At 70.4% G+C, this 24,044-nt stretch carries 19 protein-coding genes; 14 read left to right on the top strand and 5 right to left on the bottom strand.

Features of this window, described 5'->3' with window-relative positions:
* Positions 1 to 49 precede the first annotated feature (49 nt).
* Together ACWEOW_RS03575 and ACWEOW_RS03570 are read right to left on the bottom strand one after the other, a co-directional pair.
* Positions 50 to 736, bottom strand: a complete 687-nt coding sequence (locus ACWEOW_RS03575) for a potassium channel family protein (RefSeq protein WP_452267779.1) — start codon at positions 734 to 736, stop codon at positions 50 to 52.
* A 23-nt stretch (positions 737 to 759) separates the two neighbouring features.
* Positions 760 to 1,422, bottom strand: a complete 663-nt coding sequence (locus ACWEOW_RS03570; RefSeq protein ID WP_452267778.1) for a potassium channel family protein — start codon at positions 1,420 to 1,422, stop codon at positions 760 to 762.
* A gap of 237 nt (positions 1,423 to 1,659) precedes the next feature.
* Here ACWEOW_RS03570 and ACWEOW_RS03565 point away from each other — a divergent pair, with 237 nt between their 5' ends.
* The 14 genes from ACWEOW_RS03565 to ACWEOW_RS03500 all read left to right on the top strand — a co-directional run bounded on the left by ACWEOW_RS03565 (position 1,660) and on the right by ACWEOW_RS03500 (position 19,507).
* On the top strand, positions 1,660 to 3,621 hold the full coding sequence (locus ACWEOW_RS03565) for an APC family permease (RefSeq protein WP_452268022.1): 1,962 nt from the start codon (positions 1,660 to 1,662) through the stop codon (positions 3,619 to 3,621).
* Complete coding sequence (locus ACWEOW_RS03560) at positions 3,618 to 4,895, top strand: class I SAM-dependent RNA methyltransferase (RefSeq protein WP_452267777.1); 1,278 nt, start codon at positions 3,618 to 3,620, stop codon at positions 4,893 to 4,895. The genes ACWEOW_RS03565 and ACWEOW_RS03560 overlap by 4 nt, the downstream gene beginning before the upstream one ends.
* Entirely contained in the window at positions 4,895 to 5,359 is a 465-nt protein-coding gene (locus tag ACWEOW_RS03555; protein WP_452267776.1) for an MOSC domain-containing protein, read from the top strand. The genes ACWEOW_RS03560 and ACWEOW_RS03555 overlap by 1 nt, the downstream gene beginning before the upstream one ends.
* 189 nt (positions 5,360 to 5,548) lie before the next feature.
* Positions 5,549 to 8,326, top strand: a complete 2,778-nt coding sequence (acnA, locus tag ACWEOW_RS03550; protein ID WP_452267775.1) for an aconitate hydratase AcnA — start codon at positions 5,549 to 5,551, stop codon at positions 8,324 to 8,326.
* Positions 8,327 to 8,450: 124 nt separating this feature from the next.
* The gene (locus ACWEOW_RS03545; protein WP_452267774.1) at positions 8,451 to 9,620 is read left to right on the top strand and encodes a C39 family peptidase; all 1,170 of its coding nucleotides are present in this window, start codon (positions 8,451 to 8,453) and stop codon (positions 9,618 to 9,620) included.
* Between the two features lie 145 nt (positions 9,621 to 9,765).
* A complete protein-coding gene (locus tag ACWEOW_RS03540; RefSeq protein WP_452267773.1) occupies positions 9,766 to 11,109 on the top strand; it encodes a peptidase C39 family protein in 1,344 nt (447 codons plus the stop codon).
* 91 nt (positions 11,110 to 11,200) lie between these two features.
* Entirely contained in the window at positions 11,201 to 11,569 is a 369-nt protein-coding gene (locus tag ACWEOW_RS03535) for a hypothetical protein (protein WP_452267772.1), read from the top strand.
* A 179-nt stretch (positions 11,570 to 11,748) separates the two neighbouring features.
* On the top strand, positions 11,749 to 13,617 hold the full coding sequence (gene dxs / locus ACWEOW_RS03530; protein WP_452267771.1) for a 1-deoxy-D-xylulose-5-phosphate synthase: 1,869 nt from the start codon (positions 11,749 to 11,751) through the stop codon (positions 13,615 to 13,617).
* A gap of 186 nt (positions 13,618 to 13,803) precedes the next feature.
* Positions 13,804 to 15,024 (top strand): substrate-binding domain-containing protein, encoded by a 1,221-nt coding sequence (locus ACWEOW_RS03525; RefSeq protein ID WP_452267770.1) that lies wholly within the window; start codon positions 13,804 to 13,806, stop codon positions 15,022 to 15,024.
* Positions 15,021 to 15,755, top strand: a complete 735-nt coding sequence (locus ACWEOW_RS03520; RefSeq protein ID WP_452267769.1) for an ABC transporter ATP-binding protein — start codon at positions 15,021 to 15,023, stop codon at positions 15,753 to 15,755. The genes ACWEOW_RS03525 and ACWEOW_RS03520 overlap by 4 nt, the downstream gene beginning before the upstream one ends.
* On the top strand, positions 15,752 to 16,537 hold the full coding sequence (locus ACWEOW_RS03515) for an ABC transporter ATP-binding protein (RefSeq protein ID WP_452267768.1): 786 nt from the start codon (positions 15,752 to 15,754) through the stop codon (positions 16,535 to 16,537). The genes ACWEOW_RS03520 and ACWEOW_RS03515 overlap by 4 nt, the downstream gene beginning before the upstream one ends.
* Positions 16,534 to 17,418 (top strand): branched-chain amino acid ABC transporter permease, encoded by an 885-nt coding sequence (locus ACWEOW_RS03510; RefSeq protein ID WP_452267767.1) that lies wholly within the window; start codon positions 16,534 to 16,536, stop codon positions 17,416 to 17,418. Before ACWEOW_RS03515 ends, ACWEOW_RS03510 begins: the two co-directional genes overlap by 4 nt.
* A complete protein-coding gene (locus tag ACWEOW_RS03505; protein ID WP_452267766.1) occupies positions 17,415 to 18,575 on the top strand; it encodes a branched-chain amino acid ABC transporter permease in 1,161 nt (386 codons plus the stop codon). Before ACWEOW_RS03510 ends, ACWEOW_RS03505 begins: the two co-directional genes overlap by 4 nt.
* Positions 18,572 to 19,507 (top strand): alpha/beta fold hydrolase, encoded by a 936-nt coding sequence (locus tag ACWEOW_RS03500; protein WP_452267765.1) that lies wholly within the window; start codon positions 18,572 to 18,574, stop codon positions 19,505 to 19,507. Before ACWEOW_RS03505 ends, ACWEOW_RS03500 begins: the two co-directional genes overlap by 4 nt.
* Before the next feature lie 9 nt (positions 19,508 to 19,516).
* On the opposite strand, the gene ACWEOW_RS03495 is transcribed toward ACWEOW_RS03500, so the two are convergent.
* The 3 genes from ACWEOW_RS03495 to ACWEOW_RS03485 form a co-directional block, all read right to left on the bottom strand.
* Complete coding sequence (locus ACWEOW_RS03495; protein WP_452267764.1) at positions 19,517 to 21,442, bottom strand: helix-turn-helix domain-containing protein; 1,926 nt, start codon at positions 21,440 to 21,442, stop codon at positions 19,517 to 19,519.
* A gap of 22 nt (positions 21,443 to 21,464) precedes the next feature.
* Complete coding sequence (locus ACWEOW_RS03490) at positions 21,465 to 22,286, bottom strand: 3-hydroxybutyrate dehydrogenase (RefSeq protein WP_452267763.1); 822 nt, start codon at positions 22,284 to 22,286, stop codon at positions 21,465 to 21,467.
* An 87-nt stretch (positions 22,287 to 22,373) separates the two neighbouring features.
* Positions 22,374 to 23,903 (bottom strand): helix-turn-helix domain-containing protein, encoded by a 1,530-nt coding sequence (locus ACWEOW_RS03485; protein ID WP_452267762.1) that lies wholly within the window; start codon positions 23,901 to 23,903, stop codon positions 22,374 to 22,376.
* Positions 23,904 to 24,044: the final 141 nt, after the last annotated feature.

Here is a 24,044-nt window from a genome sequence, read left to right as displayed (position 1 = left end):
GCGGGCCGTCGCCGCGTCCGGCGTCGGCTGGTGCCGGCTCAGTGCCGGCTCAGTCTTCCTCGTCGCGCCGAGGACGGCTGCCGGGGGCCACGAGCTGCTGGAGCTTCTCCTCCTGCTCGGTCGTGGTGATGAAGAGGAGCTCGTCGCCCGCCTCCATCGCATCATCGGCGGTCGGGGCGAGCGGGCGCTCCTCGCGGATGATCGCGACGAGGACGGTGTCGGTCGGCCAGTCGACGTCGCCCACCCGGCGCCCGGCGAAAGGGCTGCCTTCAGGGAGCGTGATCTCCACCATCGAGGCGCGGCCCTGCTGGAACTCGAAGATCCGCACGAGGTCGCCGATGCTCACGGCCTCCTCGATGAGGGCCGTCATCAGGCGAGGGGTCGACACGGCGACGTCCACGCCCCAGGACTCGTCGAACATCCACTCGTTCTTCGGGTTGTTGACCCGGGCGACGGTCCGCGGCACGCCGAACTCCGTCTTGGCCAGCAGCGACAGAACGAGGTTGGCCTTGTCGTCCCCGGTGGCGCCGACGACCACGTCGGCCTCTTCCAGCCGCGCCTCCTCGAGGGCCGCGAGCTCGCACGCGTCGGCGAGCAGCCACGACGCTTCCGGCACCCGCGAGGCCTGGACGTCGTCGGCGTCCTTGTCGATGAGCAGCACGTGGTGCCCGTTGCCGAGCAGCTCTCGGGCGATGGAGCGGCCGACGCTTCCCGCTCCGGCGATGACGACGCGCATGGGTTCCTTCTCCTCGGGGCCGCTCAGTGGGGTGCCGGCGGCTGGTCGCACAGCCGCTCGACCCGCGCGAGGTCGTCGCGGGGGACGACCAGGTGGACGAGGTCGCCCTGCTGGATCACGGTGTCGATGCGAGGGATGACGCCCTCGCCCAGCCGGGTGAGGTACGCGACGCGCGCGCCGGTCTGCTCCTCGATGAGCAGGAGCGGCTTGCCGATCCAGCCCTGCGCCATCGGCACCTCGGCGATGACGATCTTGCCGCTCGGGTCGGTCAGCTCGGGCACCGCGCCCTGGGGCAGCAGCCGCTGGATCATCTGGTCGGCCGTCCAACGCACGGTGGCGACCGTCGGAATGCCGAGGCGCTGGTAGACCATCGCCCGCTGCGGGTCGTAGATGCGGGCGGCGACATGCTCGACTCCGAAGGTCTCCCGCGCGACACGCGCGGCGAGGATGTTGGAGTTGTCGCCGCTGCTGACGGCGGCGAACGCGTAGGCCTCGCGGATCCCCGCAGCGATGAGGGTGTCGCGGTCGAACCCGATGCCGGTCACCGTCTGCCCCTCGAACGAGGTGCCGAGCCGACGGAAGGCCGAGGCGTCCGCGTCGATGATCGCCACGTCGTGGCCGCTGCGCCCGAGCGTACGGGCCAGGGTCGACCCGACGCGGCCGCAGCCCATGATGACGAAGTGCACGGACGCGACGCTACACCGTGCGAGCACCACCGACCCCGCACCCACCGGGGTGTGCCCAGCCCGTGAAACGCGCCGGACGGCCTACCGTCTCGGCACGGTCGGGGACAGTCTCGGACGCACCCGCCTCGCCCCGACCTGCCTGTGGACCGGCGTCGCGTGCGGGCGCCGGTTACGTCATACAGTTGCGTCGTGCCTGGTACCGGTTCGCTGTTCAAGCGCCTCCTGCTCGGTCGCGCGATGCGCAGCGACAAGCTCGGCGAGACCCTGCTGCCCAAGCGGCTCGCCCTGCCGATCTTCGCCAGTGACGCGCTGTCCTCGGTCGCGTACGCCCCCGACGAGATCCTCCTGATGCTCGGCCTCGCAGGTGGGGCCTTCGTCATGACGCACAGCTGGCAGGTGACGCTGGGCGTCATCTTCGTCATGGTCGTCGTCGTCGCGTCGTACCGCCAGAACGTCCACGCCTACCCCTCGGGTGGCGGCGACTACGAGGTCGCCACCGTCAACCTCGGGCCGAAGGCGGGCCTCACGGTCGCGAGCGCGCTCCTGGTCGACTATGTGCTCACCGTGGCGGTGTCGATCTCCTCGGGCGTGCAGAACGCGGCGACCGTCCTCGGGTTCGTGCGAGGCAACGAGGTGATCATCGCGGTGGGGCTCATCGTGTTCCTCACCGCCATGAACCTCCGAGGTGTCCGCGAGTCGGGCAAGGCCTTCGCAGTCCCGGTCTACGCCTTCATGGTCGCGATCATCGGGATGGGCATCGTCGGCTTCATCCAGAAGGTCACCGGCACCCTGCTGCCGGCCGAGAGCGCGAACCTGACGCTCGTCCCCGAGGGCGGCGAGGAGGTCACTGGCCTCGCAGCAGCCTTCCTGCTGCTGCGCGCCTTCTCGTCGGGGTGTGCGGCCCTGACCGGAGTCGAGGCCATCAGCAACGGCGTGCCGGCGTTCCGAAAGCCCAAGAGCAAGAACGCCGCAACGACGCTGCTCCTCATGGGCACCCTGTCCATCACGATGCTGGCGTCGATCATCGCGCTCAGCATGTGGACGGGCGTCAAGATGGCCGACAACCCGGCGACCCAGCTGCTCAAGGACGGCGTGCCCGTCGGTGACACCTACGTCCAGCACACGACGATCGGGCAGCTCGCGACCACGGTGTTCGCGAACTTCCAGCTGGGCGTCATCTTCGTCTCGATCGTCACCGGCATCATCCTCGTTCTCGCCGCGAACACCGCCTTCAACGGTTTCCCGGTCCTGGCCTCGATCCTGGCCCGCGACGGCTACCTCCCGCGGCAGATGCACACCCGCGGAGACCGGCTCGCCTTCTCGAACGGGATCCTCATGCTCTCGGCGGCGGCCATCGTCCTGGTCATCATCTTCAAGGCCGAGGTCACTGCCCTGATCCAGCTCTACATCGTGGGCGTCTTCGTGTCGTTCACGACGAGCCAGACCGGCATGATCCGGCACTGGACAAGGCACCTTCGGCTCGAGCGGGACCCGCGCGAGCGGAGCCGGATGCAGCGCTCGCGCGTCATCAACGCCCTCGGCGCAGCAATGTCTGCCACCGTGCTCGTCGTGGTGCTGATCACCAAGTTCCAGGCCGGGGCGAGGTACGCGATCCTGGCCATGATCGTGCTCTTCGTGCTCATGCTCGGCATCAAGAAGCACTACGCCCGTGTCCGGGACGAGCTTGCGGTCGACTGGGAGGTCGACCGGCCGATGCTCCCCAGCCACGTGCACGCCATCGTCTGCATCTCCAAGGTCCACAAGCCGACGATGCGGGCCCTGGCCTACGCCAGGGCGAGCCGGCCGTCGTACCTCGAGGCCGTCACGGTGGATGTCGACCACGACGAGACCCAGGCGCTGCTCGCCGAGTGGGACAAGCACGACATCCCGGTCCCGCTCAAGGTCCTCGCCTCCCCGTACCGTCAGATCACCCGGCCGATCCTCGACTACGTCAAGTCGATCCGCTCGGGCAACCCGCGCGACATCGTCACCGTCTACCTGCCTGAGTACGTCCTCGGCAAGTGGTGGGAGCAGGTGCTGCACAACCAGAGCGCACTGCGTCTCAAGGGACGGCTGCTGTTCACCCCGGGTGTCATGGTCGTCAGCGTGCCCTGGCAGCTCGCGTCGTCCGAGGGTGCCGAGCGGGCGTGGGTGGACGAGCCCCCGATCAGCGGCTCGCTCCGCGGCGGCAACCTGTGACTGACCGTCGACCACGGGCTCGGGAGTCGGACGCGCCGTCGCTCGTCGGCACCGAATGGACCGTCGAGGTCGGTCCGGTCGCCCACGGCGGCCACTGTGTGGCCCGCCACGAGGGGCAGGTCGTCTTCGTGCGTCATGCGCTACCAGGCGAGCAGGTCGTCGCGCGGGTCACCGAGGGCAACGTCGGTGACCGGTTCGTCCGCGCCGACGCGGTGCGGGTGCTGGTCGCCGCGCCCGGGCGGGTCGACCCGCCGTGTCCGTATGCCGTCCCCGGAGAGTGTGGAGGCTGCGACTTCCAGCACGTGGCTCCGTCCGTGCAGCGCGCCCTCAAGGCCGCGGTCGTCCGCGAGCAGTTCGCGCGGATCGCCGGACTCGAGGTCGACCTCGAGGTGAGTCCGGTGCCGGGCGACACCGACGGGCTCCGCTGGCGCACCCGGGTCGAGTTCGCCGTCGACGGGCAGGGTCGTCCCGGTCTGCGGCGACACCGGTCCCACTCCGTCGTGCCCCTCGACGACTGCCTCATCGCGACGCGCGGAGTCATCGACTCAGGGGTGCTCGACACCGAGTGGCCAGACGTCGAGTCCGTCGACGTCGTGGACGCCGCTCACCCGGACGAGCCCGTTCTCGTGCCGGTGGGTGGGGCAGGCGGCGCTCGCGGGTCCGTGGCATCCGGTGGCCTGGTCGGCGAGCTGGCTCGACACGGCGACTGGGTGGGGGAGTACGTCGTCGCCGCGCGCGGCTTCTGGCAGGTCCATCCCGGGGCCGCCTCGACCTTCCTGTCGCGGGTCGTCTCCCTGCTCGCGGCCCGTCCCGGCGACCGGGTGCTCGACCTGTATGCCGGCTCCGGCCTGTTCACGATGCGCCTCGGTGAGCTCGTGGCGCCCGGGGGTTTCGTGCTGGGAGTCGAGGGCGACGCACGGGCCGTTGACAACGGCATACGCAACACCGAGCACCTGGACAACGTCGAGTGGCGGGCCAACCGCGTCGACCGCGAGTTGAGATCCCTTGTGGCCCAGGACATCTCGGCCGACCTGGTTGTGCTGGACCCGCCGCGCACCGGCGCCGGCAAGGACGTCATGGCCATGGTCGCCGGGATGCGGCCTCGCCGGGTCGTGTACGTCGCCTGTGACCCGGCCGCGCTGGCGCGGGACGTGCGCGCGGCCGCTGACCACGGGTACACGCTCGGCTCGGTCGAGGCCTGGGACGCGTTCCCGATGACCCATCATGTGGAGTGCATCGCGGTCCTGGAGCCCGCCCCGGACTCGGAGGTCTGATGAAGCCGTCGGTCGTGTCGATCCACATCGCCCCGGGGCGACGCCTGCCGACCAAGTCCGTCGACCGGGTGGCGGCCGAGGCGGGAGCGGGGCTCGTCGGGGACCGCTACCACGGGAGCAGGCATCGCCACGTGACGGTGCAGTCGGCGGAGGCGCTCAGGGCCGCCGCGGACGACCTCGGCGCCCCCATCGACCCAGGGCTCACGCGACGGAACATCACCATCAGCGGTGGGGACATCCCGACCAGGCCGGGCGCGCGAGTGCTCATCGGGGATGTGGAGCTCGAGGTCGTCAGGGTCGCCGCCCCATGCCGGCTCCTCGACGACGAGATCGGCCAGGGTGCGGCCCGGGCCCTGCACGACCGCGCCGGTTCGGTGCTGCGGCTGCTGACATCGGGCACGATCCGGGTCGGCGACGAGGTCGACCTCGACCCCGATGACGACGTCGTGGTGCACGAGGTGTGACCGTGCCGGGGGCGGGCGCCGACGATCCCTGCGGCCGAGGCACCCGGGGCAGACAAGCGGCATGGATGCGACCAAGATGGGCCGCAGGTGTGGACTGACAGCGCCGAGCGCGTGTGGTTAGATATATCTTGACGTCAAGATAAATCGAGCACCGTGACATCCAACTTCAGCTGCTGGAAGGAGCCCGTCGTGGGCAGTGTTGACAGCTTCAAGGCCAAGGGGACCCTCGAGGTCGACGGCAAGTCCTACGAGATCTACCGCCTCGCGGGGATCGACGGCCAGGAGACTCTGCCGTACAGCCTCAAGGTGCTCCTGGAGAACCTGCTCCGCACCGAGGACGGCGCGAACATCACCGCAGACCACATTCGGGCCCTCGGCTCCTGGGACGAGGACGCCGAGCCGGACACGGAGATCCAGTTCACGCCGGCCCGCGTCATCATGCAGGACTTCACGGGCGTCCCGTGCGTGGTCGACCTCGCCACGATGCGCGAAGCGGTCTCCGACCTCGGGGGCGACCCCGCCAAGATCAACCCGCTGGCGCCCGCCGAGCTCGTCATCGACCACTCGGTGATCATCGACGTGTTCGGCCGTCCTGACGCCTTCGAGCGCAACGTCGAGATCGAGTACCAGCGAAACAAGGAGCGGTACCAGTTCCTGCGCTGGGGCCAGACGGCCTTCGACGACTTCAAGGTGGTGCCTCCGGGCACCGGCATCGTCCACCAGGTCAACATCGAGCACCTCGCCCGGACCATCATGGTGCGCGAGATCGACGGCGAGGTCGTGGCCTACCCCGACACGTGCGTCGGCACCGACTCCCACACGACGATGGTCAACGGCCTCGGCGTCCTCGGCTGGGGCGTCGGCGGCATCGAGGCCGAGGCCGCCATGCTCGGCCAGCCCGTCTCGATGCTCATCCCGCGCGTCGTCGGGTTCAAGCTCTCCGGCTCGATCCCGTCCGGCGCGACGGCGACGGATGTGGTCCTCACGATCACCGAGATGCTGCGCAAGCACGGCGTCGTCGGCAAGTTCGTCGAGTTCTACGGCGAGGGCGTGGCCCAGGTGCCCCTCGCGAACCGCGCGACGATCGGCAACATGAGCCCCGAGTTCGGCTCGACCTGCGCGATCTTCCCGATCGACGACGTCACGCTCGACTACCTCCGCCTCACCGGCCGCTCCGACGAGCAGGTGGCGCTGGTCGAGTCGTACGCCAAGGAGCAGGGCATGTGGCTGGGCGCGGACACCCCCGAGGCCCGCTACAGCGAGTACCTCGAGCTCGACCTGTCGACCGTCGTCCCCTCGATCGCCGGTCCGAAGCGCCCACAGGACCGCATCGAGCTCTCGGCGGCCAAGGAGTCCTTCCGCAAGGTCCTGCCGACCTATGTCGCCCACGACGAGGGCGACCCGGGCTCGGCGGCGTCCTTCCCCGCGAGCGACCCGGGCGACGACAACGGCGGGGACAAGCCGCACGACGGCAAGGCCAACGGCCGTCCCTCCAAGAAGGTCGCGGTGACCGATGCCGAGGGCCGCGAGTTCGAGATCGACCACGGCATCGTGTCGATCGCCTCGATCACGAGCTGCACGAACACGTCCAACCCGTCCGTGATGATGGCGGCCGCGATGCTCGCCAAGAACGCCGTCGAGAAGGGCCTCACGGTCGCTCCGTGGGTCAAGACCTCGATGGCTCCGGGCTCGAAGGTCGTCACCGGGTACTACGACAAGGCCGGCATGTGGCCCTACCTGGAGAAGCTCGGCTTCCACCTCGTCGGCTACGGCTGCACGACCTGCATCGGCAACTCGGGTCCGCTCAACGAGGAGATCTCCAAGGCGATCAACGACGCCGACCTCGCGGTCACGTCCGTCCTCTCGGGCAACCGGAACTTCGAGGGCCGGATCAACCCGGACGTCAAGATGAACTATCTCGCGAGCCCGCCGCTCGTCATCGCCTACGCACTCGCCGGGACCATGGACTTCGACTTCGAGACCGAGCCGCTCGGCACGGGCTCGGACGGGGCAGATGTCTATCTCAAGGACATCTGGCCCGCGCCGGAGGACGTCGAGCAGACCATCGCCGCCAGCATCAACCAGGACATGTTCACGGAGGACTACGCGGACGTGTTCGCCGGTGACGACCGGTGGCGGTCGCTGCCGACGCCCGAGGGCGACACCTTCGAGTGGGACGGCGAGTCGACCTACGTGCGCAAGCCCCCGTACTTCGAGGGCATGGCGGCCGAGCCGGCCCCGGTCGAGGACATCGCCGGGGCACGGGTGCTGGCCAAGCTCGGCGACTCGGTCACGACGGACCACATCAGCCCGGCCGGCTCGATCAAGGCGGACAGCCCGGCGGGCCGCTACCTGGCGGAGCACGGCGTCGAGAAGCGCGACTTCAACTCGTACGGCTCGCGGCGCGGCAACCACGAGGTGATGATCCGCGGCACCTTCGCGAACATCCGGCTGAAGAACCTCCTGCTCGACGGCGTCGAGGGTGGCTTCACCCGCGACTTCACCCAGGGTGGCGAGCAGACGACCATCTACGACGCAGCCCAGAGCTACGCCGAGGCGGGGACACCGCTCGTCGTGCTGGCCGGCAAGGAGTACGGCTCGGGGTCCTCGCGTGACTGGGCGGCCAAGGGGACCCGCCTGCTCGGCGTGCGGGCAGTCATCGCCGAGAGCTACGAGCGGATCCACCGCTCGAACCTCATCGGCATGGGCGTCATCCCGCTGCAGTACCCCCAAGGCCAGAACGCCGACTCGCTCGGGCTCGACGGCACCGAGACCTTCTCGATCACCGGGATCACCGAGCTCAACGAGGGCCGGACGCCCAAGACGGTCAAGGTCGTCGCGGCGAAGGACGGTGGCGAGACGGTCGAGCTCGACGCCGTGGTGCGCATCGACACCCCCGGTGAGGCGGACTACTACCGCAACGGCGGCATCCTGCACTACGTCCTGCGCTCGCTCGTCGCGAGCTGACGGACCGCACCGCCGGGACGGTCTGAGAGTTCCGAGACAGGCCGCGTGCGGCGCCCTCCCGGGTCGAGAAGGACTTCGGGAGGGTTGCCGGACGTGGCCTTTCGGCCTCTGGCATGCTCATCCGGTGAACGAGCGACACGCCACGCTGACCGTGTGGGAGAACGGCATCGGCTGGGCCTCTGCGGAACCCCTGACGTATGCCGACGAGCACGTCGAGGGGGCACGGCCCCAGACGTACGTGGCGCGCAGGTGGGAGTCTCCGGTCGTCGAGTCTGCCTTCCCCGCAAGGGAGCTCATCCCGTCGTGGAACGCCGCCACACCCCCTGGGACGTGGCTGCTGGTCGAGGGCCGGGTGGCCGACGAGGCCGGGTGGACCCCGTGGTTCACCTTCGCCCGGTGGGCGCAGGATGACCCGATGGGGGAGTCCCCGATCACCCGGACGACCGTCACCGGCCAGGGGTTCGACGCGGGCCAGGTCGAGACCGACACGTACCTCGCCGCGCCCGGCCGCCACTTCGACCGCTGGCAGCTGCGCCTGACCGGGCTGGCTCTCGCGCAGGAGGCGGGGCACGCGAGTGCCGGGGCGTCCTGGCCGTCGGTGTCACTCGTCGCCGGAGCAGCGTCCTGGTTCGCGATTCCGGACGACGCTCCGGCGAGCTCGCCCTCGGTCGGCCTCGGCCACGAGATCGACGTCCCGCGCCACTCGCAGCGGCTGCACGTCGGGACCTTCCCGGAGTGGGACAACGGGGGCGAGTCCTGGTGCTCGCCCACCTCGACGACGATGGTGCTCGAGCACTGGGGCATCGGCCCGAGCCGGGCGGAGAGCGCGTGGGTGGGCCACGACACGGACCCGTCGGTCGTCCACGGTGTGCGACGCGTCTACGACCGCGCCTACCGCGGTGCGGGCAACTGGGCGTTCAACACGGCATACGCCGGTTCGCGCGGGCTGCGTGCCTACGTCACCCGACTGCGCGACCTGACGGAGGTCGAGCGGTTCGTCGCGGCCGGCATACCGCTCGTGGTCTCGGTGACCTTCGCCGTCGACGAGCTCGACGGCGCGGGCTACGACACGAACGGCCACCTGCTCCTGGTCGTCGGCTTCACCGACGAGGGTGACGTCATCTCCAACGACCCGAACTCCCACCTCGTGGCGAGCAACGACGAGGTGCGGACGGTCTACCGGCGGGACCAGTTCGAGCGGGTCTGGTTGCGGCACAACGGGGGTCTGGCCTACGTCATGCACCCACCGACCGCGGAGCTGCCCGCCCCGCCCGCCGAGGCGAACTGGCGCTGACCCGTCCGGCGTCCAGCCGGCACCCGGAACGGGTGATCTTGTGGTGGGAGACGGCCCGGTCGCGGTTTTTTCTGCTGCTAGGCCCCCCTCGCCACTCGCACGGGTGTTGACTGGCCCCGCCATTTCCCCTCCAGGAAGGTCAGCCATGCCCAGTCGTTCCGTCGTCTCAGAGTCACCGTTCCAGCCGAGCCGTCGCACCCTGCTCGCGACCGCCGCGGCCGGCGTCGCCCTCGTCGGCGTCGCGCCCCGCGCCAGGGCCGTCCAGGCCAAGAAGGGTGACTCCACCCGCCACATCGCCCGCTCGTCGTGGGCGGGTACGGACTTCTCGCGTGGCACCGGCTACGGGGTCGCGGTCTCCGATGCGGGCATCGCGTTCGCTGTGTCGCAGGAAACGGTCTCCTACACCGACCCCCACGCCGCGAACCCGACGCCGCGCGCCTACGAGGTCGCCCGCTGGGTCGCGCCGACCGTGCCCCTCCTCTTCGGACTCACCGAGCTGGTCGCGTCGTGGAACGCCTCGACCCCCGGGGAGTCATGGATCGAGGTGCTCGTTCGCGGTGACCAGGGTGGCGGCACCCTGACGAAGCAGTACGTGCTCGGCCGCTGGGCTGCCAAGGACCCCGCCGACGGAGGCGGCATCCACCGGACGTCCCTCAACGGCCAGGGTGACACGGTCGCCACCGTCTTCACCGACACTCTGGCCACCCGGAGCGGGTTCTCCCTGACGTCGTACGAGCTCGAGGTTCGCCTGTACCGGCCGGTGGGCTCCAGCGACGTCCCCACGATCACCGAGCTCGGGGCCATGGCCTCGGCGCTGCCGGGCGACAAGAAGGTGCCGCGCAGCCCGAACGGCCCCGCCTGCGGCACCACCCTTAACGTCCCGACCTTCTCCCAGGAGAAGCACAAGGGCCACTTCCCGCAGTGGGACAACGGCGGCGAAGCCTGGTGCTCGCCGACGTCGACGTCGATGGTCGTCGCCTACTGGGGTGCCGGTCCGAGCGCAGCAGAGACCCAGTGGGTCACGACACAGATCCCTGACGAGAGCGACCCACAGGTCGACTTCACCGCGCGCAACGTCTTCGACTACACCTACGACGGGGCGGGCAACTGGCCGTTCAACGCCGCGTATGCCGCGACCCGCGGCCTGCGCGGTTTCGTCACCCGCCTGCGCACGCTGACCGAGGCCGAGGAGTTCATCAAGGCCGGGATCCCACTGGTGGCGTCGGTCTCCTTCACCAAGGGCGAGCTGAAGGGGGCGGGCTACAGCACGAACGGTCACCTCATGGTGATCGTCGGGTTCGCACCCAACGGCGACGTCGTCTGCAACGACCCGGCGTCGCACCTCATCCCCGACAACGGCCAGGTCCGCGTCACCTATGACCGTGAGCAGTTCGAGAACGTCTGGGCGCCCCACAGCGGCGGCATCGTCTACGTCATCCACCCCGACACCGTGGAGCTCCCGGTCGCCCCGCCCGAGGCGAACTGGTGACCCAGATCTCCTGACGAAGGGGCGGCGCCTGCGCTGACCTGGTCGCCGCCCCCTTCACGTCAGCTGCCGCCCGCCGAGGCAGACTGGGACCGTGACCGCGCACACTCCTCCCGGCTGGCCGCCCGGCGTGCCGCCCGCTCACACCCCTGGGTGGGAGGACCGCGCGGTCATGTGGCTGCTGGACCAGTGCCCGCCGGACTACCGGTCGTATGCCGGGTGGCGACGGCACCCCATCGCGCTCGCCTGGCTGGCCGGCCGGCACCTCGACGGCCAGGTGGTCGCCATGCGTGAGGCCTGGCGTGAGGCGCGCGTGGCGATCGGGCCGGACGTCCCTCCGGAGGCGCTCGCCGAGATCCTGCTGCAGATCGAGAAGGAGGGGATGCGCCTGCGGGCCGCCAGCCGCGGGGCGAGCCTGCTCCACGAGGCGCTGCAGGGCAAGGTCTTCGCCCCACGCCTGTGAAGGTGGGGTGAAGACCTGTCCGGCCGGCCACGCACAAACAGGCACGGCCTGGGACAAGTGCGACGTGAGGTACGTCGCGTCAGGTGCACCTTTGGGAGCGTTCGTGCGTTGACCCGTAGACTCGATCGACCCCGTTCGAGTCTGCCGAACGACGACAAGCACCGAGAGGACGAGCCAGCGTGGCGCTGCTGGAGAAGATCACGAGCCCGGCCGATCTCAGGGCGCTGCCGGAGACCCAGCTGCCGGCGCTCGCCGAGGAGATCCGCACGTTCCTCGTCACGGAGGTGTCCAAGACCGGTGGGCACCTCGGGCCGAACCTCGGCGTCGTCGAGCTCACGATCGCGCTGCACCGCGTGTTCGACTCGCCGAGCGACACGATCGTCTTCGACACCGGGCACCAGTCGTACGTCCACAAGCTCCTCACCGGGCGCCACGACTTCAGCAAGCTGAAGAAGCAGGGTGGCCTCTCCGGGTACCCGAACAGGGCCGAGTCCGAGCACGACGTCGTCGAGAACTCGCACGCCTCGACCGCTCTCTCGTGGGCCGACGGGATCGCGAAGGGTCGGCGGCTGCGCGGCGAGGCCGGGCGGCATACGGTCGCGGTGATCGGCGACGGTGCCCTGACCGGCGGGATGGCCTGGGAGGCGATCAACAACATCGCCGTCGACAAGGACCTCCCGCTCGTCATCGTGGTCAACGACAACGAGCGGTCCTACGCGCCGACGACCGGCGGTCTGGCCGACCACCTGGCGACCCTTCGCACCACCCGCGGCTACGAGAAGTTCCTCTCGTGGGGCAAGCGGTCCCTGGCGAAGACCCCCGTCGTCGGTGCACCGATGTTCGAGACGCTCCACGGCGTCAAGAAGGGCCTGAAGGACATCGTCGCGCCGCAGGGCATGTTCGAGGACCTCGGGCTCAAGTACCTCGGGCCCGTCGACGGCCACGACGAGCAGGCGGTCGAGCGGGCGTTGCGCAAGGCAAAGGACTTCGGGGGACCCGTCATCGTCCACGTCCTCACACAGAAGGGGCGCGGCTACCAGCCGGCGGTCGACGACGCTGCGGACCAGTTCCACGGGGTCGGCAAGTTCAACCCCGAGACGGGCCTGCCGTTCGAGGTCGCCGGCCGGATCTGGACGGACGAGTTCAACGAGGAGATGGTCGCGATCGGGGCCGAGCGCCGCGATGTCGTCGCCATCACCGCCGCGATGCTCATCCCGGTCGGCCTCGACGGCTTCGCCGCGGCCTACCCTGACCGCGTCTTCGACGTCGGCATCGCCGAGCAGCACGCCGTCACGATGGCGTCCGGGCTCGCGTATGCCGGCCTGCACCCGGTCGTCGCGGTCTATGCCACCTTCCTCAACCGGGCCTTCGACCAGGTGCTCATGGACTGCGCGCTGCACCGCGCCGGGGTCACCTTCATCCTCGACCGCGCCGGGATCACCGGCAGTGACGGCGCCTCGCACAACGGTATGTGGGACATGACCCTGACCTCGATCGTGCCTGGTCTTCGACTCGCCGCACCTCGAGACGGCGACCAGGTCAAGAAGCAGCTGCGCGAGGCCCTCGAGGTCGCCGACGGCCCCACGGTCATCCGCTTCCCGAAGGGCGATGTCGCCGACCCGCTGACGGCGGTGCGCAGCATCGGTGGCCTCGATGTCCTGTTCGAGAACTCCGGCGACGAGGTCGACCTGCTCGTCGTGGGCGTCGGCGCCTTCGCCGGACTCGCGATCGAGGCGGGCGAGAAGATCGCCGCCCATGGCCGGACCGTCCGCGTCGTCGACCCCCGGTGGGTCGTCCCGGTGGCCGACGAGCTCGTGGAGCTGGCCCGCAGGGCCGGTGCGGTGGCCGTCATCGAGGACAACCTCGTCAGTGGCGGGGTCGGCGCTGCCGTGACGCTTGCGCTCGGGGAGGCGGACGTCGCGACGCCGGTGCACTCGTACGGCATCCCCAAGCGGTTCCTTCACCACGCGTCGCGCGGCCAGATCCTCGAGGAGCTGGGCCTCACGGCCGACCAGGTCGTGGCAGACCTCGAGCCGCGCCTGACCTGACCCGCGTCGCCCCGCGCCCGGCGGGGGCCGCACCGTGTCGTCGAAGCACACGAGTCCGGCGTGTTTGTGGTGGGACACCCCATCCGGGCCCTCCGTCCGTCCGACTACGTTCGCCGGAAACGGTTGGGCGTCAATGGATCTCGTCGCAGCAAACGCGCGAGCGCCCACCAGAGGTGGAGGACATCGGTGTCCAAGCGTTGGAGCCTCGCCGTGGCGAGCGCGATGATCACGTTCTCGGTCGCAGCCTGCGGCTCGCCCGGTCAGCCCGGCGCCCCTGCCGCGGGTGACTCGACCGCAGGGGCTTCGGGCGCGACGGCCGCGCCGTACAAGGTCGGACTGGTCTACTCCAAGTCGGGTCCGCTCGCCAGCTACGGCGAGCAGTACCGGATGGGCCTCACCGCCGGCCTCGCCTACGCCACGAAGGGAACCGGCGCGGTGGCCGGGCACAAGATCGAGCTCACCGAGCAGGACGATGCGGGTGACCCCGCCAAGGCCGTCGCGTCGGCGACGGACCTGATCGGCCAGGGCAACAAGATCATCGCCGGCTCGACCGCGTCCGGGGTGGCCCTGCAGGTCGCGCCGCTGGCGAACGACAACAAGGTCCTGTTCATCTCCGGGCCGGCCGCCGCGGATGCGATCACCGGAGCCAACCGGTACACCTTCCGTTCGGGCCGTCAGACCTACCAGGACGTCGCCACGGCGGGGTCGATGCTCGGCGACGTCAAGGGCAAGAAGGTGACCGTGCTCGCCCAGGACAGCGCCTTCGGCAAGGCGAACGTCGCCGCGGTCACCGCCATCCTCGGGAGCAAGGGCGCCACCGTGAGCGCGGTCGAGGTGCCCGCCGCCGCAACCGATCTCACCCCGTTCGCCACGAAGGTCAAGAGCGCGACGCCCGACCTGCTCTTCGTCGCCTGGGCCGGGGCCAACGCGACGGCGATGTGGACGACCCTCGGCCAGCAGGGCGTCTTCGACCGGACGAAGGTCGTCACGGGCCTCGACATCAAGGCGACCCACCCGCTCTTCGGCGAGGTCGCGACGAAGATCGCCTTCCTGTCCCACTTCTTCGACGGCGCGGCGGACAACGCGGCGTACCAGGCACTCGACGAGGGCATGAAGGCTCAGGGCAGCACCGTCGACCTGTTCACCAACGACGGCTTCGTCGCGGGACAGATGATCGTGCACGCGCTGGAGACCGGCGGGGACGACGTCGACAAGATGGTCACCGCGCTCGAAGGCTGGAAGTTCGACGGCCCCAAGGGCGCCCTCGAGATCCGGGCCGAGGACCACGCGCTGCTGCAGCCGATGTTCACCGCCACGCTGAAGCAGGACGGGACGAACATCGTCCCCCAGCTCGGTGAGACGCTCGACCCGGCCGCCGTCGCGCCGCCGGTCACGCAGTTCAAGTGATCACCGCACAGGGCGTCGGCTGGAAGGTGGGCGGCGCGCAGATCCTCGACGGCGTGTCGCTCCAGGTCGGTGCCGGGGAGCTGGTGGGCGTCATCGGTCCCAACGGCGCGGGCAAGTCCTCGCTCGTCAATGTCCTCAGTGGGGTGACCCGACCGACGAGCGGCCGGGTCACCTTGCGGGACAAGGACATCACCCGAGCCAGCGCCACGTCGCGCGCCCGCATGGGGCTGGCCCGGTCGTTCCAGACATCGGCCCTCTTCGACGGCCTCACGGCGGGGGAGAACGTGCGCCTCGCGGTCCAGGCCGCCCGTCCCGCATCGATGTCGCCGTTCCGCGGCGCACGGGACCGCCACAGCGAGCGCGTGGCGGGCCTTCTGGCCCGGGTCCGTATGCCGGGTCGTGCGGAGACGCTGGCCGGTGACCTGTCGCACGGGGACCGTCGCAAGCTCGAGCTCGCCATGTCCCTCGCGTCGGAGCCGGCCGTGCTCCTGCTCGACGAACCGATGGCGGGCGTGTCGGCCGAGGACGTCGACGGCCTCACCGAGATCATCGGCGAGGTGCGCGACGCCGGGGTGGCGGTCGCGATGGTCGAGCACCACATGCACGTGGTGCTCGGCCTCGCAGACCGCGTCGCAGTGCTCCACCACGGTCAGCTCCTAGCCGTCGGAGCACCCGACGACGTCACCGCGGACGAGCGGGTCCAGCGGGCATACCTCGGGGAGGCACTGTGACGGACCGGACGTCGACCGAGCATTCCGGGTCGCCGGACGCCATGCAGCCCGGCGGGCGACAAGGTCCGGACCGGGTAGTGCTGCGCCTCGACGACGTGCACGTGCGATACGGGGGGTCGCACGTCCTGCAGGGGGTGACGTTCGACGTGCCAGACCGGGGCGTCACCGCGCTGCTCGGCCGCAACGGCGTCGGGAAGAGCACAACCCTCAAGGCCATCATCGGCCTTGCGCCGCGCGCAGGCCGCATCACGCTGCGCGGCAAGGAGATCCACGATTCCTCGACGGCCACGATCGTGCGTGGGGGCGTGGGTTACGTGCCTGAGGACCGTGAGGTCTTCGCCGCTCTCACGGTCGACGAGAACCTCAGGCTCGTCGATCCTGAACGGGGCGTCGAGGCTCCGGTCATCGCCGACCTGTTCCCCGACCTGCTCACGCGGCGGGCCCAGCGTGCCGGCACCCTTTCGGGTGGCCAGCAGCAGATGGTGGCCCTGGCCCGGGTCCTGCTGCGCGACAACGACGTCCTGCTCGTCGACGAACCCACCAAGGGCCTGGCGCCCAAGCTCGTCACGGAGGTGGCGGACGTGCTGGCGGAGGTGGCCCGACATACGCCGATCCTGTTGGTGGAGCAGAACCTCCCGCTTGTTCGGCGGATCGCCGACCAGGTCGTGGTCCTCGACGCAGGCACGGTGGTGCACCGAGGTGGCGCGAGCGAGCTCGTCGCCGACTCGGCGCTGACTCGGCAGCTCCTCGGCGTCTCGATGCACAGGGCGGGGGCCGCATGAGCGACCTCGTCCTGCTGCTCGTCACCGGTCTCGGGCTCGGCGCACTCTACTTCCTCGCAGCGAGCGGGCTGAGCCTGATCTACGGCCTGATGGGCGTGCTCAACTTCGCGCACGGCGTCTTCATGACGGCGGGCGCCTACGCCGGGTGGATCGTCATGGAGTCTCTGCCCGGGAGCTGGCCGGCCGCCGGGCGGCTCCCGGGCGCGATCGTCGTCGCGATCGCGGTCGGTGCCGGGATCGGCCTCGTGGTCGAGGTGCTGCTGATCCGCCCCCTCTACCGGCACCACATCCAGCAAGTGCTCGTCACCGTCGGCCTCTCGCTTGCGGGAGTGGCTGCGGCGCAGGGGACCTGGGGCGCAGACCCGCGACCCGTCGAGAAGCCGGCATGGATGAGCAGCACGACCGAGGTCCTCGGTGCCCGCCTACCCAACGACCGTCTCGTCTACATCCTGATGGCGGGGGCCCTGTTCGCGGGACTCGTCGCCCTCCTGCAGCTCACCCGGCTGGGGCTCGTCATCCGAGCCGGAGTCGAGAACCGCACCATGGTCGAAGCGTTGGGCATCAACGTGCACCGGACCTTCACCGTCGTGTTCGCCATCGGAGGGGCGGCGGCGGGCCTGGCCGGCGTCATGTACTCGCAGTACGCCGGAGCCGTGTCCCCGACGCAGGGTGGCTCGCTGCTGATCTACGCCTTCATCGTCGTCGTCATCGGCGGAATGGGTGCGCTGACAGGCACGGCCGTGGCCGCGGTCGTGGTCGGGCTCGTCCAGCAGCTGGCCAACTTCTACGCGGCCAGCGGTGTCGGAGACCTGTCGGTCGTCTTCCTGCTCGCACTGGTCCTGCTGCTCCGCCCCTCGACCCTGAAGGGAGCGACGCCATGACCAGTCCCGAGCTGACCAGTCCCGAGCTGACCAGTACCGACCCGACCAGGACCGAGATCTGGGCTGACGAGCCGGGACCTCGGACCGCGCTCGACGGTCCTTTCGCGACGGCCCGCTCGAGGCGGCGTATCCCGACACTCGGGGCCCTCCTGGCGGTGCTCGTCCTCGGAGTGCTCGCCTACCTGCCGTATGTGCCCGCCGAGCTGCCCGGCATACTCCCGGGGCGACTCAACGGGCCAGGGTCGATGCAGCTGCTCGCCACGTGTCTTGTCATGGGCGGGATCGCGCTCAGCTACGACGTTCTCTTCGGCAGGACCGGCCTGCTCAGCTTCGGGCACGCCCTGTTCGTCGCCTCGGGCAGCTACCTGCTGACGATCTCGGTGTCGGCGCTCGGCCTGCCCCTGCCCGCAGCGGCCGCGCTCGCCCTCGGCGCATCGACCCTGCTAGCGCTGGTCGTCGGGGGAGTCGCTCTTCGTGTCGGTGGGATCGCGTTCGCCATGGTGACGCTCGCGTTCGCGCAGGCAGCCTCGATTCTCGTCATGCGCAACCCGGGCGGGGTCACGGGCGGCGAGGAGGGCATCACCCTCGACCGTGCGGAGCTGCCCAGCCGGCTCGTCGGGGTCGCCAACGCGCCGTACCGGTACTGGCTCGCCCTGGCCTTCCTCGTCGTGGCCTGGCTGGTGGTCACCCTCGTCGTGCGGTCGCGGGCCGGCCATGCGATGGCGGCGGTTCGCGAGAACGGCGCCAGGGCCGCGGTCCTCGGCTTCGGGACCTACCGGGTGCGACTGCTCGCTCTCGTCGTCGGGTCGGCCCTCGGTGCGCTCGGCGGGATCGTCCACGCCCTGGTGCTCGGCGGGTCGAACCCGCATCTGACCACCTCGGAGTTCACGCTGTCGCTGCTCCTCATGGTGGTCCTGGGCGGCGCGGGAAGCCGCTGGGGCGCGGTAGTCGGCGGCATGCTGTACACCTATGCAGACGCCAGGCTGGTCGAGGTGAGTGGCGCGCCTTTCATCGACGCGCTGCCACCGCTTGTCGGCCAGGTGCTCTCGGAGCCGCTGTTCATCCTCGGGGTCTTCTTCATCGTCGTCGTGTACTTCGCACCCTCCGGTATCACCGGGCTCGGCGCGAGGCTGATCAGGAAGGCAGGGGCTTCATGACCACTCAGTCCGCGTTCGTCATCGAGCTGCCAGAGGGGAGCCTCGCGATCCACGACCTCACCGTCGGCTCGGCCGCTCCCGATGCGCCGGTCGTGCTGGCCGTCCACGGCATCACCGCGAACGGCCTGTCCTGGCGGCGGGTGGCCGACGAGGTGGCTCGGCGTCACGGTCCAGGCACGGTCCGAGTCCTCGCCCCGGACCTTCGAGGTCGCGGCGACAGCCGCTTTGCACCGGGCCCGTACGGCCTCGGCGCGCACGTGGACGACCTCGTGTCGGTGGCTACCGCGTTCGCGGCAGCGCCCGTTCTGGTCGGCCACTCCATGGGCGCGTTCGTCGCGGCGCTCGCGGCGGCCCGCCATGCCGACCGGTTCCGCCGTATCGTCCTCGTCGACGGGGGCCTGGCGTTCCCCGTCGCGCCGGGCCTCGACATCGACGCTGCCCTGCAGTCGGTCATCGGCCCGGCCATGGACCGACTGCGCATGACGTTCGCCGGCCCTGCGGCATACCTCGGGTTCTGGGACCGGCATCCCGCCCTCGGCCCGGTGCTGCGCGGCCCGGCAGGCGACGTCGCGCGGGCCTACATCGAGCACGATCTCGTCGAGGACGCGGCCACACCGGGGGCCTGGCGCAGCTCGTGCGTCCTCGACGCCGTCAGAGCCGACGGCGCAGACGTGATGGCCGACCCCGAGACGCACGGTGCCCTCGCCAGAGCGGTCGAGCAGGGCGTCCGAGCCGAGCTCGTCTGGGCTCGCCGAGGGCTGCTGGACGAGCCGCAGGGCCTCTACGACCCAGGTCGCCTGGCGGCGATCGGCGTCCCTCCCGGAGTTGTCACGACCGAGGTCGACGCGAACCACTATGACGTCGTCATGGGCGGCCCAGGTGTCGCCGCCGTCGTCGACGCCATCGACCGCCAGCTCGGATCGACGGGCTGAGAGTCGGCGTCAGCGGGCCTGCAGCGCGCGCAGCCGCAGGGCGAGCTGGAGCTCGAGCGACTGGTCAGGCGACTGCCACGACTCACCGAGCAGGGCGGTGACGCGCTCGAGGCGCTGCGACACCGTGTTGACGTGCACGTGCAGGGCACCGGCCGCGTGCCGCGGGCTGCCGCCGGCCGCAAAGTATGCCGTGAGCGTCCCCACGAGGTCGGTGCCGCGCCGCTCGTCATAGTCGAGCACCGGCCCGAGCTGCTTGCGGACGTACTCGTCGACATCGGGTTGCGCGCCGACGATGAGGCCGGCGAAGCCGAGCTGCGTCGCGGCGGCTCCCTTGCCCTTGTGTCCGAGCGCGATGAGTGCGCCGACCGTGCGGGCGCCCTCCTCGTGCGCCTCGGGGACGCGCACGACGTCGGAGACCGGGCCGACTCCCGCGACAGTGACGCACGTGCGCTTGGCGATGCGGGCCGCCACCGACCGCGCGAGCCCGTCGGCATCTGCGCCCGGCACGAGGGCCACGACGTCACCGTTGTGCGACCCCACCAGAGCCGCCTCGCCGGTCGCCGCGCTGGCCGAGATGAGCAGGGCACGGTGCCCGTTCGGGTCGTCTCCACGAAGGACGAGCAGGCAGAACGGACGCTGCGGCTCGAACCCTGCCGCGCGGGCGAGCTGGACTCGCTCGTCCCGGGAGCCACGGGCGCTGATGAGGTCGCTGACCAGCCGGTTGCGTGCAGACTGGCGCGCGTCGGCCGCCTGGCGCTCGAAGAGCAGCACCAGCGCGGTGACCACTCCAGCCCGCTCGACTGTCCGCTGCTCTGAGTCGCTGAGGGTGCCGAGGCCGCCGACATAGATGGTGCCGAGGCGCTCGCGGGCCGCGGTGATCGCCACCGCATACGCGCCGTTCCGCTCGACAAGCCGCCCGCTGTCGAGCCCGGGCACGGCGTTGAGCGCGGCGAACGGGTCGGCGCCGCCCGGCGCGTCGGCCGGCGCAGGGCCGGAGGCGCCGCGGCGGGCGCCGGTCTCGTCGACCAGCACGGCCCAGCCGCCGAGGAGCTCGGCGAGGGCGTGTGCGATGTCGTCGACGCCACCGCCGTCGAGCACGAGGGAGGCGAAGCGGTCGTGTGCGGCGGCCGCCTTCTCGACGCCGGCGGCATACTGGCGGACCGTCTCGTGGGCGTCCGACAGGGCAGCCAGGGCATTCTCCGCGTCGGCGAGCGCACGAGTCTGAACGAGTGTCACGGCGGCCAGCGTGGCGAGGTTGCCGAGCAGTGCGACCTCTTCGCGCGTGAACGGGCGGGACGTGCGGTTCGCCGCGAAGAGCACGCCGACGAACTCCGACTCGACGATGAGCGGCGTCCCGCAGATGGCGATGATCCCTTCTTCGCCCACCGCGCCGTCGATGGCAGCCGTGTGGCGGAACCGCTCGTCGGACCAGTAGTCCGCGGTCCAGTAGGGCTTGCGCGTCGACGCGACGAGCCCACCGAGGCCGGCACCGAGCGCGAGCCGCACCGACTGGAAGGCGGCTGAGACGGACCCGTCGGTCGCGCGCATGTACGTGTCGCCGGCGACGGGGTCATAGAGCGTCAGGTAGGCCAGGTCCGTGCCGAGCAGCCGCCGCGCCCGCCGCACGATCGCGTCCAGCACCTCGCCCGGGTCGCTCTCCGTTGCCAGCTCGCGCGCGGTGTCGAGCAGGGCGGCCAGTCCGGCCTCGCGGTGCTGGTGCACCTCGCGCGCGTTGGTGATACGCAACGCGAGCTCGCGTGCGGCCGCCGGGGCGTCGGCCGCTGCGACCTGGGCGGTGGTCGCGTCGCGTGCGAGCAGCTCGAGCAGGTGCAGCATCTGCTCGGCCGGGCGAGCCGCCGGGACGGAGTCGGCGCCGGGGTCGCTCACGCTGGTGCCGTCGGCGGTCGTTTCGGCGATGTGGGTGCTCCGTGCCACGGGCAGATCCTAGGGTCGAACCTCAGTGTGCCGTCCATCCGCCGTCCATCGAGAATGACGTGCCGTTGACCGACGCGGACGCGGGACCGCAGAGGAACAGGGCCAGTGCGGCCACCTCGTCGGGCTCGACGAGGCGCTTGACCGCGACGGGCGCGAGCATGATCGTCTCGACGACCTCGGACTCCGGTATGCCGTGGGTGCGGGCCTGGTCGGCGATCTGCCTCTCGACGAGCGGGGTCCGCACGTAGGCAGGGTTGATGCACGTCGAGGTCACCCCGTGCGGACCGCCCTCCAGCGCAACGACCTTGGACAGGCCCTCGAGCCCGTGCTTGGCGGTGACATACGCCGCCTTGAACGGGCTCGCGCGCAGGCCGTGGACGCTCGAGATGTTGACGACCCGGCCCCAGCCCTGCTCATACATGTGCGGGAGCGACTGCCGGATCAGCCGGAACGGCGAGACGAGCATGAGGTCGACGATGAGGTCGAACCGGTCGAGCGGGAAGTCCTCGATGGGGCTGACGAACTGGATGCCTGCATTGTTGACGAGGATGTCGACGTCGGTCGGGAGGTCGGAGAGGGCATCGAGGTCCGCGAGGTCCATCGTGGTCGTCGCGACGCCCGCCGAGTCGGCGAGCACGGCCAGGCCCTCGGCATCGCGGTCGACCGCGTGCACCTTGGCGCCGGCCGCGGCCAGCGCCCTGGCGACGCTCGCACCGATGCCGCTCGCGGCTCCGGTGACCAGGGCGGCGCGCCCGGTCAGGTCGATCGGGTCGTTGACCGCCACGGGCACTCGCAAAGGATCCCCGTGAGCGTCGTCGCGTGCGTCGGTGCGGGCGTCGGGCATGCGGGAAGACTAGGGACCGCACCCCCGACCCCCTGTGTGGCCGCCGAACACAAATCCGCTGTATCCATGTGTCCGGGCCCACGGCCGCTAGATGTCGCGGAACACCTCGATCGTGGCGCCGAGTGCGTTGAGCCGCTCCGCGAGGTCCTCGTAGCCACGGTTGATGACATAGACGTTGCGCAGCACCGACGTGCCCGGAGCGGCGAGCATCGCGAGCAGGACGACGACGCCGGGACGCAGAGCCGGCGGGCAGACCACCTCGGCCGCACGCCACCGGGTCGGGCCTTCGACGATGACGCGGTGCGGGTCGAGGAGCTGGACGCGCGCACCGACCTTCGTCAGCTCGGTGAGGTAGATCGCGCGGTTCTCGTAGACCCAGTCGTGGATCATCGTGCTGCCCTCGGCGACGGCCCCGATGAGCGCGAAGAACGGCAGGTTGTCGATGTTCAGGCCCGGGAACGGCATCGGGTGGATCTTGTCGGTCGGGGCGCGCAGCGGACCCGGGATCGTCGTGAGGTCGACCAGGCGGGTTTTGCCGTTGGCCGACATGTACTCCGACGTGAGGTTGTACTTCATCCCCATGCCGTCGAGCGTCGCGAGCTCGATCTCGATGAACTCGATCGGCACCCGCCGGATCGTGATCGACGAGTCGGTGACCACGGCGGCCGCGATCAGGCTCATGGCCTCGATCGGGTCCTCGCTGGGGGAGTACTCGACATCGACGTCGATGTCGGCCACGCCCCGCACGGTCAGGGTGGTGGTGCCGATGCCCTCGATCCCTACGCCGAGCTTCTCGAGGAAGAAGCACAGGTCCTGGACCATGTAGTTGGGGCTCGCGTTGCGGATCACGGTCGTGCCGGCGTAGCGCGCCGCCGCCATGAGCACGTTCTCGGTCACCGTGTCGCCGCGCTCGGTGAGCACGATGGCGCGGGTCGGGTTGACCGACCGGTCCGAGCGCGCCTCGTAGAAGCCGTGGGTCGCGGTGACCTCGAGCCCGAACGAGCGCAGCGCGGTCAGGTGCGGCTCGACGGTGCGGGTGCCGAGATCGCACCCGCCGGCATACGGGAGGTTGAAGAGCTCGTGCTCGTGCAGCAGCGGGCCCAGGAACATGATGACGGTCCGGGTGCGCCGCGCCGCGGCCACGTCGATGTCGGACAGGTTGAGCCGCGCGGGCGGAATGATCTCGAGGTCGTTGCTGTCCGGGAGCCAGCGGGTGCGCACGCCGATGGAGCCGAGGACCTCGAGGATGCGGTTGACCTCCTCGATGCGAGCGAGGTTGCGCAGGGTGGTGCGGCCGCGGTTGAGCAGGGAGGCGCAGAGCAGCGCGACAGCGGCGTTCTTGGACGTCTTGACCTCGATCGAGCCGGACAGCTGCTTGCCGCCGACGATCCGCAGGTGCTGTGGGCCGGAGTGGCCGAGCGAGACGAACTCGGAGTCGAGCGCGTCGCCGATCTTGGCCAGCATGTCGAGACTGAGGTTCTGGCGTCCGGCCTCGATGCGCGTCACCGCTCCTTGGGACGTGCCGAGCAGCTCTGCGAGCTCCGCCTGGGTCATGCCCTTGTGCCGCCGAGCGTCGCGGATGAGGCCGCCGATCCGGGTGAGGTAGGTCTGTGCCACGCGGTCGACCTTAACTCATATATGAGTTAAGGCAAGTCGACCCGCCGTGACGGGCCCGTATGCCGTCCGGCCCCGACGCGCGCCCCGGCCCACCGTTTGGTCGGGTGGACCGGGACCATCGGCTGCGCGTCACGGATGGGC

The organism is Monashia sp. NPDC004114, assembly GCF_053603855.1.
The sequence above is the reverse complement of the archived record's forward strand: the minus strand, read 5'-3'. Positions and strand labels throughout refer to the sequence as shown.

Bases quoted from the DNA above. Each gene is read 5' to 3' on its own strand.
- ACWEOW_RS03575 (WP_452267779.1), bottom strand. From the start codon at position 736: ATGCGCGTCGTCATCGCCGGAGCGGGAAGCGTCGGCCGCTCCATCGCC.
- ACWEOW_RS03565 (WP_452268022.1), top strand. From the start codon at position 1,660: ATGCGCAGCGACAAGCTCGGCGAGACCCTGCTGCCCAAGCGGCTCGCC.
- ACWEOW_RS03555 (WP_452267776.1), top strand. From the start codon at position 4,895: ATGAAGCCGTCGGTCGTGTCGATCCACATCGCCCCGGGGCGACGCCTG.
- ACWEOW_RS03540 (WP_452267773.1), top strand. From the start codon at position 9,766: ATGCCCAGTCGTTCCGTCGTCTCAGAGTCACCGTTCCAGCCGAGCCGT.
- ACWEOW_RS03510 (WP_452267767.1), top strand. From the start codon at position 16,534: ATGAGCGACCTCGTCCTGCTGCTCGTCACCGGTCTCGGGCTCGGCGCA.
- ACWEOW_RS03505 (WP_452267766.1), top strand. From the start codon at position 17,415: ATGACCAGTCCCGAGCTGACCAGTCCCGAGCTGACCAGTACCGACCCG.
- ACWEOW_RS03500 (WP_452267765.1), top strand. From the start codon at position 18,572: ATGACCACTCAGTCCGCGTTCGTCATCGAGCTGCCAGAGGGGAGCCTC.
- ACWEOW_RS03490 (WP_452267763.1), bottom strand. From the start codon at position 22,286: ATGCCCGACGCCCGCACCGACGCACGCGACGACGCTCACGGGGATCCT.